Origin of the sequence: Streptomyces sp. CB02923 (assembly GCF_001905005.1) — a bacterium.
Taxonomy (GTDB): domain Bacteria; phylum Actinomycetota; class Actinomycetes; order Streptomycetales; family Streptomycetaceae; genus Streptomyces.
Genome location: NZ_LWKZ01000025.1, coordinates 142909 through 158780 on the forward strand (window position 1 = coordinate 142909; position 15872 = coordinate 158780).

The 15872-nt window shown below is 74.5% G+C and carries 15 protein-coding genes; 13 read left to right on the plus strand and 2 right to left on the minus strand.

Annotated features, from left to right (window positions below; translation table 11 throughout):
* Positions 1 to 5 precede the first annotated feature (5 nt).
* The 10 genes from A6A06_RS28795 (at position 6) to A6A06_RS28835 (ending at position 10408) form a co-directional block, all read left to right on the plus strand.
* Positions 6 to 1427: an aspartate aminotransferase family protein gene (locus A6A06_RS28795; protein WP_073765908.1), complete on the plus strand. Its 1422-nt coding sequence runs from the start codon at positions 6 to 8 to the stop codon at positions 1425 to 1427.
* Complete coding sequence (locus A6A06_RS28800; protein WP_073764956.1) at positions 1424 to 1774, plus strand: hypothetical protein; 351 nt, start codon at positions 1424 to 1426, stop codon at positions 1772 to 1774. The genes A6A06_RS28795 and A6A06_RS28800 overlap by 4 nt, the downstream gene beginning before the upstream one ends.
* Positions 1771 to 3291: a GMC family oxidoreductase N-terminal domain-containing protein gene (locus A6A06_RS28805; protein ID WP_073764958.1), complete on the plus strand. Its 1521-nt coding sequence runs from the start codon at positions 1771 to 1773 to the stop codon at positions 3289 to 3291. The genes A6A06_RS28800 and A6A06_RS28805 overlap by 4 nt, the downstream gene beginning before the upstream one ends.
* A complete protein-coding gene (locus A6A06_RS28810; RefSeq protein WP_073764960.1) occupies positions 3269 to 4954 on the plus strand; it encodes a GMC oxidoreductase in 1686 nt (561 codons plus the stop codon). Before A6A06_RS28805 ends, A6A06_RS28810 begins: the two co-directional genes overlap by 23 nt.
* Positions 4951 to 5952 carry a 2,3-diaminopropionate biosynthesis protein SbnA gene (gene sbnA / locus A6A06_RS28815; protein WP_073764962.1) on the plus strand — a complete coding sequence of 334 codons (1002 nt, stop codon included), beginning with the start codon at positions 4951 to 4953 and terminating at the stop codon, positions 5950 to 5952. Before A6A06_RS28810 ends, sbnA begins: the two co-directional genes overlap by 4 nt.
* Positions 5953 to 7050 carry an iron-containing redox enzyme family protein gene (locus tag A6A06_RS28820; RefSeq protein ID WP_073764964.1) on the plus strand — a complete coding sequence of 366 codons (1098 nt, stop codon included), beginning with the start codon at positions 5953 to 5955 and terminating at the stop codon, positions 7048 to 7050.
* 23 nt (positions 7051 to 7073) lie between these two features.
* On the plus strand, positions 7074 to 8126 hold the full coding sequence (locus A6A06_RS28825) for an ROK family protein (RefSeq protein WP_079194429.1): 1053 nt from the start codon (positions 7074 to 7076) through the stop codon (positions 8124 to 8126).
* Positions 8123 to 8245, plus strand: a complete 123-nt coding sequence (locus A6A06_RS43595) for a hypothetical protein (RefSeq protein WP_274535896.1) — start codon at positions 8123 to 8125, stop codon at positions 8243 to 8245. Before A6A06_RS28825 ends, A6A06_RS43595 begins: the two co-directional genes overlap by 4 nt.
* 178 nt (positions 8246 to 8423) lie before the next feature.
* Positions 8424 to 9875, plus strand: a complete 1452-nt coding sequence (locus A6A06_RS28830; RefSeq protein WP_073764966.1) for a purine-cytosine permease family protein — start codon at positions 8424 to 8426, stop codon at positions 9873 to 9875.
* 2 nt (positions 9876 to 9877) lie between these two features.
* A complete protein-coding gene (locus A6A06_RS28835; protein ID WP_073764968.1) occupies positions 9878 to 10408 on the plus strand; it encodes a pyridoxamine 5'-phosphate oxidase family protein in 531 nt (176 codons plus the stop codon).
* An 81-nt stretch (positions 10409 to 10489) separates the two neighbouring features.
* Here A6A06_RS28835 and A6A06_RS28840 read toward each other — a convergent pair whose 3' ends face one another.
* Together A6A06_RS28840 and A6A06_RS28845 are read right to left on the minus strand one after the other, a co-directional pair.
* Positions 10490 to 11962 carry an amidase gene (locus A6A06_RS28840; RefSeq protein ID WP_079194430.1) on the minus strand — a complete coding sequence of 491 codons (1473 nt, stop codon included), beginning with the start codon at positions 11960 to 11962 and terminating at the stop codon, positions 10490 to 10492.
* 134 nt (positions 11963 to 12096) lie between these two features.
* Positions 12097 to 13005, minus strand: coding sequence for an aminoglycoside phosphotransferase family protein (locus A6A06_RS28845; protein WP_073764969.1), 909 nt, complete (start codon positions 13003 to 13005; stop codon positions 12097 to 12099).
* A gap of 325 nt (positions 13006 to 13330) precedes the next feature.
* On the opposite strand from A6A06_RS28845, the gene A6A06_RS28850 reads away from it, so the two are divergent.
* From A6A06_RS28850 to rpmF, 3 genes are all read left to right on the plus strand, one after another.
* Positions 13331 to 14125, plus strand: coding sequence for a hypothetical protein (locus A6A06_RS28850; protein WP_073764971.1), 795 nt, complete (start codon positions 13331 to 13333; stop codon positions 14123 to 14125).
* 75 nt (positions 14126 to 14200) lie between these two features.
* On the plus strand, positions 14201 to 15493 hold the full coding sequence (locus tag A6A06_RS28855; protein WP_073764973.1) for a hypothetical protein: 1293 nt from the start codon (positions 14201 to 14203) through the stop codon (positions 15491 to 15493).
* A 138-nt stretch (positions 15494 to 15631) separates the two neighbouring features.
* Positions 15632 to 15802 (plus strand): 50S ribosomal protein L32, encoded by a 171-nt coding sequence (gene rpmF / locus A6A06_RS28860; RefSeq protein WP_073764974.1) that lies wholly within the window; start codon positions 15632 to 15634, stop codon positions 15800 to 15802.
* The last annotated feature ends 70 nt before the right edge of the window (positions 15803 to 15872 follow it).

Sequence of the window (15872 nt, forward strand, 5' to 3'; positions counted from 1 at the left end):
AGCGGATGCCCGCCCGCCAGGTGCACGACCTGTACCGGCAGTACGTCAGCCGGGCCCAGGTCTCGCTGCTCGGCTCCTTCGGTTTCGGCCAGGACCTGGTCGACCACGCCGAGGGCTGCTGGATCACCCTGCGCGACGGGCGGCGCATCCTGGACTTCACCGGCGGCATCGGCGTGCTCAACCACGGGCACAACCACCCCCGGCTGCTCGCCACGCGCCGCCGCTTCGCCGAGCGGCGCGCCATGGAGGTGCACAAGAACTTCCTGTCGCCGTACGTGGCGGCGCTCAGCCACAACCTGGCGCGGCTGCTGCCCGGCGACCTGAACATCAGCTACTTCCCCAACTCCGGTGCGGAAGCGGTGGAAGGCGCCGTGAAGCTCGCTTACAAGTACCACCGGGGGCATCGCGGGACGGTGCTGCACAGCGACATCTCGTTCCACGGAAAGCTCCTCGGTGCGGGCAGCCTCACCGCCTCCCCCGAGGTCGGCTTCCCGTATCCCGGCCTGCCCGGCACCGACCACTTCGCCTACGACGACCTGGAGTCCTTCGCACTCGCCCTGGAACGGCACCGGGCCGGGGACGGCGGCAGCGACGTGTACGCGGTGGTGCTGGAGCCGTTCAGCGCGTCGAGCGTGCGCGAATGCTCGGCGGAGTTCCTGTACGAAGTGCGTCGGCTGTGCACGGAACGGGACATCGTGCTGATCTTCGACGAGGTGTACACGGGCTGGGGACGGACCGGCACGCTCTTCCACTTCATGCGCCACACCGGCCTGATCCCCGACATCCTGACCACCTCGAAGTCCTTCGGCGGCGGCAAGGCGTCCATCTCCGGCTACGTCACGCGCGAGCCGGTCTTCCGCGCCGCGTACGACAACCACGCCGACGCGACGCTGCACAGCACCACCTACTACGGCTTCGGCGAGGAGACCGCGACCGCGATCGAAGCCATCGCCATCGCCATCGAGGACGACTACCCGGCGCGCGCCGTACGCATCGGCGAGCGGCTGGGCGGCGGACTCGCCGACCTCGCGGCCCGCCACCCCTCCCTGGTGTCCGGCACCTTCGGCCGGGGCGCGCTGCACGGCCTGTTCCTCCACGACCGCTACCCCGCGCTGGACCGGCTGCTGCGCCTGGTGCCCTCCTCCTTCGCCCGGGACCCGCGGGCCCGCCGGAAACTCGTCACCGCGGCCGTCATCGCCTCCCTGTACCGCGACTACGGCGTCCTGGCCTACTACGGCTCCAACCACCGGCTGCCGCTCATCGCCTCTCCACCGCTGGTCGCGGGGGACACCGAGGTCGAGGTGTTCCTCCAGGCGCTGGACTCGGTGCTGGAGCAGGGGGCCGGGCGGCTGCTGGCCCGCTTCGCCAAGGACGTACTGGCGCAGCATGTGCCCGCCCGGGGCAAGGAGGAGGCGGTGGCGCGGTGAACGGGCCGCAGACTGACGGCGGCGGGGCCGCCGGGCGGGCCCTGCGCGCGAGCGGCCTGCCCGCCCTGTGGGCAGCGCGCTACCCGGCGCTGGCCGGGCCCAAGGCCCAGGCGCGCGCCGCGGCGCATGTGTGCGGGTCGCTGGAAGCGCTGCCCGGCCCGTACCGCCTCGGCGCCATAGCCGTTCTGCGGACAGCGGGCCTGGCGCTGCGCATCACGGCGGCCAGGCGGTCCCGGCCCGCCGCCGGGTGCGACCGGCTGCTGCGCGTCCCCGGCTTCTCCCGCATCCTCACCATCACCGACTCCCTCGCGCTGTACGGCGGTCTGGACGGTGAACGGAACACATGACCGGCCGCCATCGCCCGTCCCGTACCGTCCCGTGCGACGCCCTGGTCATCGGCTCCGGAGCCGGTGGCGCGGTCGCCGCCCTGGAGCTGGCGCGGGCCGGGCTCCACACCGTCGTCCTGGAGGAAGGCCCCCGGCCGACCACCGCCGAACTGGCCGCATCGGCGCCCGCCGAGAACCTGCGCCGCCTGTACCGCGGCGCCGGGCTCACCCCGATCCTCGGCAGCCCGGTCATCCCGTACGGCGAGGGCCGCTGCGTGGGCGGCAGCACGGTCGTCAACGGCGGACTGCTGTGGGCGCCGCCGGACGCGCTGCTGGAGCGCTGGGCGCGGGTCATGGGCACCACCGACTACGGTGCCGCCCGGCTGGCCCCGCATGTCCGTACGGTGTCCGAACGCCTCGGCGTCGGCGAGCAGCCGCACGGCTCCGGCAACGCGGACTCCCGGCTGCTGGCCGACGCGGCCGACACCCTGGGCTGGCGCTGGTCCGCCGCCCGCCGCGCGGCCCCCGGCTGCCTGCACCGCAACCACTGCCCGACCGGCTGCCCCAGCGGCGCCAAGCGGAGCATGCTCGTCAGCTACCTCCCGGAGGCCGAGCGATACGGCGCGCACATCGAGCCCGAGACCCGGACGCTGCTGCTGCGGCACGACGGCCGCACCGTCCACAGTGTGCGCGCCGTGGGCGGCCCCGGCGGGCGTACGCGCATCAACTACCGCCCGCGTACCGTCTTCCTCGCCGCCGGGGCCGTCGGCAGCGCCGTCCTCCTCCAGCGCAGCGGCATCCACCGCCGTACCGCGGGCCGCGCCATGGGCTTCCACGTCAACTTCCGCCTCGTGGCCCGCTTCCCGTGCCCGGTACGGGCCACGCAGGGCACGATCTTCACCGCGCAGGTACGGGAGTTCGAGGACCTGGGCATCCACCTGATGCCCGCCAACCTCACCGCGGGGTCGCTGGCGGCAGCCCTCGCCGGGCAGGGCCCGGTGGTCACCAACGCCCTGCTGGCGGACCTGGAGAGGGCCGCCGTGTTCACCGTGCAGGTACGGATGGGCGGGCGCGTCGCCGTACGGCACCTGCGGGGCGCGGGCTGGTGGCTGCGGCACCGGATCACCCCGTACGACCACGGCCTGCTCCGCTTCGCGCTCGGCCGGGCGGCGCGGGCGCTGTTCCGGGCGGGGGCCGTGGAGCTGTACCCGCCGTGTCCCGGTGTCCTGCGCTCGGACCGTACGGCGCAGGAGTTCGCCGCGCACTCGGACCCCCGCGGCTGGAACCTGGTGTCCGTCCACGCCATGGCCTCCTGCCCGATGGGACGGCCCGCGCTCGGCGGGATGTGCGACCAGGACGGACGCCCCTACGGTTTCACCAACCTGCGGCTGTGCGACGCCTCGGTGCTGCCGGGGCCGACCGGCATCAGCCCCCAGGGCACGGTCATGGCCTTCGCGCACGAGATCGCCGCCCGCCACCTCTCCGCACTCCCACAGCTCCCACCGAGGAGGCACGGTGACATCGAAACCGCTCCCTGACGCCCCGGGCCGCCCGCGCGGCCTGCTCCGGCCCGACGGGCCCGTCGTCGACTGCGACATCGCCGTCATCGGCTCCGGCATGGGCGGCGCGACCCTGGCCTACGCCCTGCGCGACACCGGCGCGCGCGTCCTGGTGGTCGAGCGCGGGGACTTCCTGCCCCGGGAGTGGCAGAACTGGTCCGCGCGCGCCGTCTTCACCGCCGGCCGCTACCGCAACGCCGAACCCTGGTACGACGCCGGGGCGGGCCGGTTCTTCTCCCCCGGCGTGCACTACTACGTCGGCGGCAACACCAAGGTCTTCGGCGCCACGCTGCCGCGCTTCCGCGAGGCCGACTTCGGGCCGTTGGAGCACGCGGAAGGCGTGTCGCGCAGCTGGCCGTTCCCGTACGGCGTGCTCGAACCGCACTACGCGCGCGCCGAACGCCTCTACCGGGTGCACGGCACCCGCACCGCCGATCCGACCGACCCGTGGCGCTCCGGCGACTACCCGTGGCCGGCCGTGCCCCACGAACCCGCGGTCGCCGCGCTCGCCGAGTCGCTGCGCGGCCAGGGCCTGAGGCCGTTCGCGCTGCCCACCGGCATCGACCTGCGCGACGGCGGAACGTGCCTGCGCTGCGCCAGCTGCGACGGCTTCCCCTGCCTCGTCGACGCCAAGAGCGACGCCGACCAGTGCGCGCTGCGGCCCGCGCTGGCCTCCGGCACCGTCTCCCTGCTCACCCGGGCCACGGTCACGCGCCTGGTGACCGGGGCGGACGGGCGGCGGGTGACCGAGGCACTGGCCCGGTACGAGGGCCGTGAGCTGCGCATCCGCGCCGAACGGTTCGTCCTGGCCTGCGGCGCCGTCAACACGGCTGCCCTGCTGCTGCGTTCGGACCCCGGCACCGTGCGTACGGGGCCGGTACGGACCACGGGCCTGGCCAACGGCTCCGGGCAGGCCGGACGCAACTACATGGTGCACAACAGCACCTTCCTCATGGCCGTCGACCCGCGCCGCACCAACGAGGCGGTGTTCCAGAAGACGCTGGGCGTCAACGACTGGTACCTGGGCAACGGCACGCACGGACCCCTGGGCAACATCCAGGCCCTGGGCAAACTGCGTCCCCCCTCGGCGCGCGGCCTGTGGCCCCGCACACCCCGCCCCCTGCTCGCCGCCACCACCCGGCGCAGCATCGACCTGTACCTCACCAGCGAGGACCTGCCGGTACCGGAGAACCGCGTGGCCGTCGGCCCCGGCGACCGCACCGAAGTGCACTGGCGGCCGGTGAACCTCCCGCCCCACCGCGAACTGGTGCGCCGCGCCGCGCAGATGATGCGCCGCGCGGGCTTCCCCCTGGTCCGCTCCCGGCGGATGGGTATCGCCGTCAACTCGCACCAGTGCGGCACGGCGGTGGCCGGGGACGACCCGGCGGCCAGCGTCGTCGACCCCGAGTGCAAGGCGCACGAGCTGGACAACCTGTGGGTCGCGGACAGCTCCTGGTTCCCGTCCTCGGCGGCGGTCAACCCGGCACTGACGATCGCCGCCAACGCGCTGCGGATCGCGCCGGGGGTCGCGGGGACGCCGGAGGCCGCGGCGACCTACGAGATCACGTACCGGGCGGACGCGGCCGAAGCCGTCCGCCCGGCGCGCGGCGGCTCCGGGGACGGAGGGACCGCGGGCCCATGATCGTCGACCACGCCTACGACCTGATCACCGACGACGTCTTCCTGCGCCTGGACGGCCTGCTCCCGCACGCCGAGCTGTTCCTCAAGCTGGAAGGGCTCAACCCGGCCGGCTCGGTCAAGCTCAAGACCGCCACCGGCCTGGTCGAGGACGCCGAACGCCGCGGCCTGCTGCGCCCCGGCGGCGCCCTGATCGAGTCGTCCTCCGGCAACCTGGGCATCGCCCTGAGCGCCGTCTGCGCGGCCAAGGGCTACACCTTCACCTGCGTCACCGACCCCCACGCACCGCGGCAGAGCGTCGCGCTGATGCGCGCGTTCGGCGCCCACGTGTGCGTCGTGGACACGCCCGACGGCAACGGCGGCTACCTCGGCAGCCGGATCGCGCTGATCCGCAGCGCCCTGGACCTCGACCCGTCGCTGACCTGGCTCAACCAGTACGCCAACGCCGCCAACCCGGCCGTCCACACGGCGCGCACCGCGGCCGCCGTCCTGCGCGAGATCCGCGCCGTGGACTACCTCTTCGCCGGTGCCGGCACCACCGGCACCGTCATGGGCTGCGCCGCGTACTTCCGCCGCTTCTCGCCCCGGACCACCGTCGTCGCCGTCGACGCCGAGGGCTCGGTGACCTTCGGCGGGCCGCCCGGCACCCGGCGCATCCCGGGCCTGGGCACCAGCCGGGTACCGGAGATCTGCCGCCCGCACGAGGTGCACCGCGTGGTGTCCGTACCCGAACGGGACGCCGTACGGATGTGCCGCCGCCTCGCCCGCTCCCACGGCCTGGCCGTCGGCGGCTCCACCGGCTCCGTGCTCAGCGCCGTCCTGCGGCTGCGGCCCGGCATCCCGCAGGGCGCCCGCGTGGTGGCGCTCTCCGCCGACCTCGGGGACCGCTACCTGGACACCGTGTACGACGACACCTGGGTCACCGAACACTTCGGCGCCGCGGCGGCCGGCCGCCCCCGGCTCCCCGGCACCGCCAAGGCCGCCCCAGAGGAGGTGCGCTGAATGAACCCACCCGCCGTGAACGCCGCCCCGGCCCCCGCCGTGCCGCAGAGCGCCGACGGCCTCCAGGACCTGTACTGGCCGCCCGTCCACCCCTTCGGCTCCCTGGACCCCGTCCTCGTCCGCTTCCTGGCCGCTCCCCCGACCGCCCAGGCCGCGCTGCTCACCCGGCTGCGCGCCGACCCCGAGGCCCACGGCCGCTTCCTCCACGACCACCTGGCCACCCTCTACGCCCACTCCTTCGGCTACCGCGACGGCCCGGCAGCGCATGCCCCCGACGACGACCTGGAGATCGCGCTGTACGCGGCACGCACCCGGCTGGAGCACGAGTTCCTGACGTACGACTGCGCCCCCGGACCCGTACCGCAGCTGCGCTCCCAGGAAGCGGCCGCCGACCACCTCGAAGCGCTGGCCGCCGACAACCCCGGCGCCTCCCACCCCCTCTTCCGCTTCCTCGCCACCGACGCCACCCGCGAGCAGATCGAGTACTTCCTGCGCTGCGAACTGATCCGCAACGAAGTCGTGGACGACGAGGTCGCCCTGCTCGTCGTCGGCCTCCAGGGCCAGCAGAAGGCCGTCGCGGCGGCCAACCTGTGGGACGAGTGCGGGCGCGGACGGCTGGAGAACTTCCACACGTACTGGCTGCGCCGCCAGCTCGGCTCCCCCGCCGGGTGGGAAGCGCTGGCCGGCTACCGCCGCGGCCACCCGTGGTTCGCCAAGCCGACGTCCAACCTCTTCGCCGCGCTGCTGCTGCGCCCGGCGCGCGTCCAGGCCGCGTACGGCTGCTTCCTCGTCTTCGAAAGCTGGGTCGAACCGCACTTCACCCTCCTCCTGGAGGGAATGACGCGGGTGGGCATCCACGACGACGACATGCGCGTCTACTACACCGCCCACACCCGCATCGACCCCCGCCACAGCCAGGAACTGTGCGACGGACTGCGCGCCCAGCGCCCCCGACTCACCCCCCGGGAGGTACGGGCCGCCCTGTACGGAGCCCACCTCGCGGTCGACACGGGCATCCGGCAGTACGACCGCATCAGGCGTCACTTGGAGACCATGGGCCCGCGGAGTGCACACGCACCGCGGCCCCAGGACCACTGAGGCCGGACGCGATCGGAGGAACCATGACGGACCCGGACCGCAACTCCCGCCGGCAGGCGGGGGCGGCCGACACCGTACTGACCCTGCCCGGCTCGACCCTCACCACCCCCGGCCCCGGCCGGACGAACGGCGGCCCCGGCGGCGTCACCCTCGGCCTCGACATCGGCGGCACCCTCGTCAAATCCGCGCTGGTCGCCCCCGACGGCACCGTCCGGCACGAGAGCCGCTGCCCGACCCGCGCCGCGGACGGCCCCGAAGCCGTCCTGCGCACCGTCCTCGGCCACGCCGCCACGGCGCTGGCCGCGGCGCGCGCCGCGGGCGAGGACGTGCGCGCGGTGGGGGTGGCCTCGTGCGGGCTGGTGGACGAGGACGCGGGCACCGTCGTGTTCTCCGCCTCCATCCAGTGGCGCGACCTGCCGCTGCGACGGCTGGTCGCCGAGCACCTCGGACTCCCGGTGGCGCTCGGCCACGACGTACGGTCCGGCGGCCTCGCCGAGGCGCGGCTGGGCGCGGGCCGCGGGCACCGGGTCGTCCTCTTCGTGCCGGTCGGTACGGGCGTGGGCGGGGCGCTGCTGCTGGACGGGCAGCCGTTCCCGGGCAGCAACTGGCGCTCGGCGGAGGTCGGGCACGTCGTCACCCGGCCGGACGGTACGGCGTGCCCGTGCGGCCAGCGCGGCTGTCTGGACACCATCGCGGGCGGCGTCGCCATCGCCCGCCGCTACAACGAGCGGCGCGGCACGCTGCCCCCGGTGACCGGCGCGCAGGAGGTGGCGCGCCGCGCGGCGGCCGGTGACCCGGCGGCCGTACAGGTCTGGGGCGAGGCGGCCGACGCGATGGCACAGACCCTGCTCGCGGCGATCACGCTCTTCGACCCGGCCGTCCTGGTGCTGGGCGGCGGCCTCAGCCAGGCGGGGGAGCAACTGCGCGCACCCCTGCGGCGCGGCCTGGAGGAGCGCGCCGCCTTCCAGGCCCTGCCCGACCTCGTCTTCGCCCAACTGGGGGAACGGGCGGGCCGGATCGGCGCCGGACTGCTGGCGTGGGACCTGCTCCCCGCCCGCGAAGGAGTACGGACATGAGCGTTCAGGTCCGGGCGGGAACGGTCACGGAGGCGTCCGTACGCGGGCACGGCGAGCCCCAGCTCCGTACCCTCATCGGCTGCCGACCCGGCCCTGACCGGCCGCGCGGACGCCGCTGACCGGGTCTGCCCGCGGCGCGCCGGGGCCGGGGGAAACGGGCATGTACACCGCAGTGGGCGCGGCGGACCGGCTCCAGGGCCCCGTCGTCGGGTTCGCTGTCCCTGAGCCGCATCCGCCGCCTTGCGCCGGGTTCGCTCGCCCTGAGCCGGGTTCTCCTCCCCTGAAAGGGGCCCGACCATGAAGCACCCCGCCTCCGGCGCCGCCGCGTCCGACGGCCCGGACCGCCCCCTCGTCGAGGGCCGCACCATCGAGGCCGTACCGGAGACCGAACGGCACGGCCGCCCGCGCGACCTGTTCGCCGTCTGGTTCGCCGCCAACATCAGCCCGCTGACCATCGTCTCCGGCACCATCGCCCCGCTCGTCTTCGGCCTCGGCCTGTGGCCCGGCATCGCCGCGGTGACCCTCGGCAACCTGCTCGGCGGCTTCCTGATGGCCCTGCACGCGGCGCAGGGCCCCCGGCTCGGCGTCCCCCAGATGATCCAGAGCCGCGGCCAGTTCGGCAGCCACGGCTCGCTGCTCGTCACGCTCGTCGTCGTCTTCATGTACGCGGGCTGGTTCGCGTCCAACCTGGTCATCGCCGGACAGGCGCTGCACCGGTCGGTGCCCGCCGTGGACACCTCCGGCTGGCTGGTGCTGTGCGCGCTGGCCGGGCTGGTCGTCGCGGTCGTCGGCTACGACCTGATCCACCGCGTCGGCCGCTGGGCCACCGTCGTGACCCTCGCGCTGCTCGCCCTGTGCGCCGTACGGGTGTTCCTGGCCCCCGGCGTCCTCGAACGCGCCGCGGACGCCACCGGCTTCACCCTCTCCGGCTTCGTCGGCATGACCGCGATCGGCATCCTGCTCCAGATCACCTACGCCCCGTACGTCTCGGACTACACCCGCTACATGCCCGCACACGCCGCGTCCCGCCGCTCCACCCTGTGGTTCACCTACTGGGGCAGCGTCCTGGGCAGCGTGCTGCCGATGTTCCTCGGCATCGTGATGGGCCTGGCGGTGGCCGGCGACGCGATCACCGGGCTGGACACCGTCCTCGGCGGCACCCTGTCCGCCGTCGTCCTGTGCTCCTTCGCCGTCATCGTCGTCCACGTCAACTCGATGAACCTGTACGGCACGTCGCTGTGCCTGGTGACCGCCGCCCAGACCTTCCGCCACAGCTGGCTGCCGGGCCGCCCGACCCGTACGGCGCTGATCGCGGGCCCGCTCGCCCTGGGCCTGACGCTCGCCCTGGCCTTCCAGGACACCTTCCTCGCCTCGTACACCGACTTCCTGGCGATCCTCCAGTACGTCCTGATCCCGTGGACCGCCATCAACCTCGTCGACTACTACCTGATCCGGCGCGGCCACTACCACGTGCCGTCCTTCTTCGCGCCCGGCGGCGGCGTGTACGGGCGGATCAACGGCCCGGCCGTCCTGGTCTACGCCGCCAGCTTCGCGCTGGAGATCCCCTTCATGCACACCTCGGCCTACACCGGCCCGGTCGCCGCGGCACTCGACGGAATAGACCTCTCCTGGGCCGTGGGCCTGCTGATCCCCACCGTCGCGTACTGGCTCATCGCCCGCCGCCGCACCGCACCCGACTTCCTCACCGCCACGGCACCCGCCCCCGCCCTCCCCCAGGAAGGCTCCTGACCATGTCCACCACCCCCGACTTACGCATCGAGGCAGCCCGCCTCCTCCACACCAACCGCTACCTCACCCTGGCGACCGCCACTCCCGGAGGCGTCCCGTGGGCCGTCCCCGTCACCTACGCGTGGGACGACGCGGACCGCTTCTACTGGTGGTCCGCCTCGGACGCGGTGCACTCCCGCAACATCTCCGCCAACCCCGCCGTCTCCCTCCTGGTCTTCGACTCCCAGGTGTCCGACGCCGAAGCACAGGCCCTCTACGGCGAGGCCACCGCCCACGCCCTCGCCCCGGCCGGCCTCCCGGAAGCCCTCGCGGTCTTCTACGCCCGCCGCTACCCGGACCCCGCCGTCCGCGCCCGCAGATCCCGCGAGCCCGCCGAGTTCCAGGGCGACTCCCCCAAACGCTTCTACTGCGCCACCGTCCACACCTACTCGGCACTCACCCCCGACCCCCACCCGACCCACGGCACCGCGGTACCCCACCGCGTCACCTTCCCCTTCACCACGGCCTGGGCCAAGGCATACGAGCCGGGGTGAGCCGAAGCTTCTTCAACGACACTTCCGCAGCCGGGCGGCCCTCAGCGGCGCTTGCACAGCCGGACCGGCAGCGCCACCGCCTCAAGTGACGTCCCCGCCAGGCATGTCAGGGCGGTGGCGGCCGTGCCCCGTAGCCGCTTCGTAGGCGGCACCGACCCGTAGGACGGACAGGTCCGCGCGCGGCGGGCCGATGATCTGGAGGCCCACGGGGAGGCCGCCGGGAGTGAAGCCCGCCGGTACGGACAGGGCGGGCGTGCCCAGGACGGACACGAAGTAGGCCGAACGCATCCAGTCGATGTACGTGTGCTGCGGCTCCCCGGCGACCTCCGCCGGGTACTCCAGCGCCGCGTCGAACGGCACGACCTGGGACACCGGCGCCAGCAGCACGTCGTAGCGGGCGAAGAAGGCGACGGCGCGCAGATGCAGCCGCGCGCGCCCGGCCGTGGCGCCGGCCAGGTCGGGGCCGGTCAGGCGGCGGCCCTGTTCGATGTTCCCGGCAAGGCTCGGCTTCAGGCCGTCGCGGGACGCGTCGAGCACCGCGCCGAGCGCGAGATCGAAGTGATGGGCCCGCAGGACGCGGAAGACGTCGTCGGCCCCGTCCAGGTCCGGGCAGTCCTCCTCGACCCGGCAGCCCAACTGCCGGAACACCTCCAACTGCGGCTCCAGCACCTCCCGTACGGCGGAGTCGACCGGCACCCGGCCGCCCAGATCGGGCGCCCAGGCCACCCGCAGCCCGGCGAGACCGCTCTCCGGCGGCTCGCGGAACAACGCCCCCGGCGCCTCCAGGCTGACCGGACAGCGCGGATCGGGCCCCGCCATGGCCGAGAGCAGCAACGCGGCATCGGCGACCGTACGGGCCATCGGCCCCGGCACGGTCAGCGTGTCCCACGGGTTCGACGCCGGATACGACGGCACCCGCCCGGGGGTGGGACGCAGCCCGACGACGTTGCAGAACGACGCCGGATTGCGCAGCGAACCGCCCATGTCGGAGCCGTCGGCGAGCGGTTGCATCCCCGCGGCCAGCGCGGCCGCCGCGCCTCCGCTGCTGCCGCCCGCCGAACGGCTGAGGTCGTACGGATTGCGGGTCACGCCGAACACGGGGTTGAACGTGTGCGAACCGGCCCCGAATTCCGGCACATTGGTCTTCCCGATACGGACCGCCCCGGCGGCCTGGATGCGCTGCACGAGCAGTTCGTCCTCGTCGGGGACCGTGTCCGCGCGCAGCGGCGAGCCGTGGGTGGTGCGCATACCGCGGGTGAGGTGGGTGTCCTTGAAGGCGATGGGCAGCCCGTGCAGGGGCCCGGCCCGGCCGCCGCGCGCCAGGTACTCGTCGGCGGACGCGGCAGCCGCCATCGCGCCTTCGGGGTCGAGGGTGACGATGGCGTTCACGTGCGGGTTGACGCGGTCGATGCGGTCGAGGTGCGCGCGGACGACCTCACGGGAGGAGAGCTCACGGCGGCGGATACGGGCCGCCAGGCCGACGGCGTCGGCGTAGATCAGGCCGGGGTCGCCGTCGGGGCCGCCGGGGCCGGTACCAGGGCTGGTGCGGGTCATGGCCGTCCTCACCGGTCGCGCGGGCGCGGGGGCTCATCGTCGGGACGCGGGGCGAGGGGCGTCAAGGGGGCCGCGACGCCGGGGAGGCCGATGAGCCCGGCCGCCGGACCCTCGCCCTCTCCCCCGCGTCCTGCTCACACCTTCAGCCCGGCCCTCTCCACCAGCGCGGCGATCACACCCCGGGCCCGCTCCACGGCCTCCCCGTCACCATGGCGTACCCCGCGTTCCATCGCCCCGGCGGCGTCCAGCGCCGCGAGCGCCGGCAGCGCGTACCGCTCCGCGTCCGTCAGCTCCCGCCCGTAGCCGCGCAGGAAGGCGGTGCGCAGGGCCCGGTCGGGCTGCCACGGGCCGTACACCATCCGTACGAGGTCCTCGGCCGCGCACCCGGCCCGCGCCTGCGCGAAGCCGACGAGCGCCAGCCGCGGACCCGCCGCGTCCCACAGGAAGTGGTGCTCGCCGAGGTCGCCGTGGAGGAAGCCTGCGGGCAGCGGCGGAAGCAGGTGCAGCACCGCGGCCTGGTCGAGGATCAGCTGCCGCTCGGCCGCGTCCAGCACGCCCGCGTCCGACAGCGCGGCCGCCTGCCGCTCGGCGTCCGCGCGCCGCCCGGCCGCCCACCGGTCGGTGCCGCCCGCCGTCGCCGCGTCGCACGCGTCGTGCAGGCGGCGCAGCAGACAGCCCGCCTGCCGGTACCTCTCCGTACGGTCCCCGTGTTCTTCTTGGCCCTCCACGTCCCTCTGGTCCGGCGGGCCGGTGCGGCCGGGCACGGCGGTGAGCAGCAGCGCGAGCCTGCCAGGGTCGCTGTCGACGAGGGCCGGCGCGTGCGCGTGGCCGAGGGCGGGGACGGCGTGGCGGTACGCGTGCGTCTCGCGCGTGTAGCGGTCCGGCGTCGGCGCCACCTTGAGGAAGAACCGGGCCGCGTCCCCGCGCGTCAGCTCCCACACCCGCGAGCCGGTCCACCGCCACGAGACGTCGCGGACCTCGGTGATCTCGCCGCCGGCCCGGCGGCGGGCCCAGGCACCGATGGTGTTCGGGACGGATGGCACAGTTCCTCCTCGTTGACGCCGGTTCGGACGGGTGCTCGCAGAACGAGGCCCGCGGACCGTGCGTCACGGTCCCACGAGGGCGGCCTCTCGGTCGAAAGTTCGACCACCCCGTCAACGCGCGGCCCGGCCGGGGGCGCGCGAGGCGCGATTCACCCGGCCGTGGTCAGCCACCCGTTCCGGGGATTGCGGCCTGCCGGATGGCCGGAAGTGGGCAGCGACCGGCCGGACACCGGCATACCGGGTTGTACAGTTGCGCAATCCAGCAAGTCACTTGCCAAGTCCACAGCGCACCGCGTGACGCGCACCGATCCGCCGGGGGATCCACATGCCAGGCACCGACTCCCTACGGGCCGAGGAGGCCGCCGTCTTCGCGCACGTCCTCGGCGAGGCACTCGACGCCCCCGAGGTCAGGGACGCGATGCGCCGCACCCCCGGAGCCGCCGACCGCGAGCAGCTGCGCCGCCGGGCCCAGGAGGAACGCGACACCCTCTGCGCCACGGCGGCGGCCGAACACCGGACGTACGCCCGGCTGCGCGCCGAGGCCGACGCACGGCCCACGGACGGTACGCGCCCGGCCGCCCGTACGGCCGCGGACTCCGGCGGCGGCCTGCTCCCCGCCCTCGCCGTCCTCGTACCGAGCCTGGGCGCGGTGGCCGCCGCCCTCTTCCTCGCGATCGGCTTCGGGATGCGGCTCGTCGGCTTCCACCGGGAGTTCGCCGACGAACTGGTCTACGCGGGCTGGCTGGCCGCGGGCGTCGCGGCGGCGGCGACCGTCGCCGGGCTGGTCTGGATGCTGGTGACGGCGGCCCGCAACCGCTCGGCGGCCCCCGCGAACGGCGGCCCGGCCACCGGCGACGACGCCGCCCCGGACTCCGAGGTGGTGCGGGCCCAGGCCGCCTGGCAGGCGGCCCTGCTGGAGCGCGGCATCCTGCCGTTCCTGCTGGACCGCATCCAGGAGGAGCCGTCGGACACCCGCGCGGCGGCCCCGGCGGACCGCGTCCGCCCCGGCTACTCCGCACCCGAGTACGCCAGTCCGGAGTACGCCAGCCCCGAATACGCCAGTCCCGGGTACGGGAGCCCCGCATACGGGAGCCCCGCGTACGAAAGCCCCGACCGTTAAGGGCAATCCGCCAAGGGCAATCCGCTTTATCCACAGGGGTAGTTGTGTGTCACGTCACACGGGCACTATGGGCGTATGAGGAGGGCCACCAGCCTTGCGCCACCCGGACCGCCGCAGCCGTCACCGCGGCGGTACAACGCCGTACTCCGGCTGTACGACGCGCCCCTGCACCGGGACTGGGCGTTCTGGCTCACCGTCGGTCTCGCCGCCCTGACGGCCGCCGCCATCGGCACGAGCACGGAGCAGGCGAGCGGCCTGCCCCGCTGGCTGGACACTCTGCTCGCGGTGCTCACCTTCACCCTGCTCTTCGGGGTGACGCCCGCCTGGGCCCGGCTGCGCATCCGCCGCTGGCGGTGGCGTAAACAGCAGCTCCGCCCGCCGCCGCCGGTCTCCACACCCCGGGAAACCGCCCCGCCCCACGCGCCCACCCCTTCCCCCGAGTCCGCCCCGCCCCGCGAACCCGCCCGGCGCGAGTCCGCCCGGCGCGAGTCCGCGTACCCGCCGTCCCCCGACCCGCTGGCCACCGCCCGCCGCGCCCTCCCCCACCCCGTCGCCCGCACGGTGCACGAGATGCAGCGGGCGCACACGCCGAAGGAGCGCCACGAGGCGCTGCTCGAAGCCGCCGAGACGCTCGCCGTCACCACGGCGGGACTGCTCCAGGCGCACGGCATCGGCGAGCGCAACCTCGCGGAGCTCCGCGCCGCTCTCACCGGCGCGGGCACCACCTTCGGCACCTGGACGGTGTGGCTCCACCACGTCTGCCGAGTCGTGCGGCAGCGCCCGGACGTGGTCCCCGGGCTCGCGGAGGCCCTGCGGGACGGCTCCGGCCCGGCCGCCGGACCGGACGACCCCGGCCTCGTCCAGTTCCTCGACCGCCTCAAGGGCGAACGCAACCGCACCTCGCACGGCGACAAGCCCCGGACGCAGGAGGAGGCGTCCCTGCGCCTCGCCGAGCACCAGCTCCTTCTCGAACGGGCCCTGATATGCGCCCAGTTCCTCCACGGCCTGCCCTGGCTGCTCACCGTGTCGTGCGCCTACCAGCGCCGCACCGGCACGTTCGAGGTCGTGGCGGACCATCTGATGGGCGACCACCCGGACTTCGACCGGCTGACCTTCCCCTGCCCGGCCCCGGTCGCCGACGACACGGTGTACGTGCTCAGCCCGGCGGGCCCGGTCGCCCTGTCACCGTTCGTCGCCAGCCTGTACTGCGCGCAGTGCGGCCGTCGCGAGATATGCCACGCCCACCGCACGGGGCGCCGCAACCGTCCGGCGGCCTACAAGAGCTTCGGCCGCGGCCACGTCATCCCGTGCCCCGGACTCGACGACGAGATAGCCGCCCTCCCCGGCCCGCCCCCTTCCCGCCCGTGATGCCACGACCCTAGATAGAAATGGGACCCATTTTCATATAGCCTCGGACGGCACCGGCGCCGGTACGTGCCCGCAGGACGCCCGCACGGCCCCCGCGCGCCGCTCAGCACACCCGTGCCCAGGAGAGGTTTTCGCACCATGGCCGTTCCCAAGCGGAAGATGTCCCGCAGCAACACCCGCCACCGCCGCGCCCAGTGGAAGGCCAGTACGCCCGCCCTGGTGCCGGTGACCGTCGACGGTTCCGTCTACCAGGTCCCGCGCCGCCTGGTGAAGGCGTACCAGCGCGGCCTGCTGCGCCCGGAGGACTGACCGCCGTGACCCCGCAGCCGCAGCCGCACCCGGTACGGCAGCCCGCGCCCGGACCGCCGCCCGCGCCCGG

Bases quoted from the DNA above. Each gene is read 5' to 3' on its own strand.
- A6A06_RS28840 (WP_079194430.1), bottom strand. From the start codon at position 11,962: ATGACCCGCACCAGCCCTGGTACCGGCCCCGGCGGCCCCGACGGCGAC.
- sbnA (WP_073764962.1), top strand. From the start codon at position 4,951: ATGATCGTCGACCACGCCTACGACCTGATCACCGACGACGTCTTCCTG.
- A6A06_RS28805 (WP_073764958.1), top strand. From the start codon at position 1,771: ATGACCGGCCGCCATCGCCCGTCCCGTACCGTCCCGTGCGACGCCCTG.
- A6A06_RS28820 (WP_073764964.1), top strand. From the start codon at position 5,953: ATGAACCCACCCGCCGTGAACGCCGCCCCGGCCCCCGCCGTGCCGCAG.
- A6A06_RS28835 (WP_073764968.1), top strand. From the start codon at position 9,878: ATGTCCACCACCCCCGACTTACGCATCGAGGCAGCCCGCCTCCTCCAC.
- rpmF (WP_073764974.1), top strand. From the start codon at position 15,632: ATGGCCGTTCCCAAGCGGAAGATGTCCCGCAGCAACACCCGCCACCGC.
- A6A06_RS28830 (WP_073764966.1), top strand. From the start codon at position 8,424: ATGAAGCACCCCGCCTCCGGCGCCGCCGCGTCCGACGGCCCGGACCGC.
- A6A06_RS43595 (WP_274535896.1), top strand. From the start codon at position 8,123: ATGAGCGTTCAGGTCCGGGCGGGAACGGTCACGGAGGCGTCCGTACGC.
- A6A06_RS28850 (WP_073764971.1), top strand. From the start codon at position 13,331: ATGCCAGGCACCGACTCCCTACGGGCCGAGGAGGCCGCCGTCTTCGCG.
- A6A06_RS28795 (WP_073765908.1), top strand. From the start codon at position 6: ATGCCCGCCCGCCAGGTGCACGACCTGTACCGGCAGTACGTCAGCCGG.
- A6A06_RS28825 (WP_079194429.1), top strand. From the start codon at position 7,074: ATGACGGACCCGGACCGCAACTCCCGCCGGCAGGCGGGGGCGGCCGAC.
- A6A06_RS28855 (WP_073764973.1), top strand. From the start codon at position 14,201: ATGAGGAGGGCCACCAGCCTTGCGCCACCCGGACCGCCGCAGCCGTCA.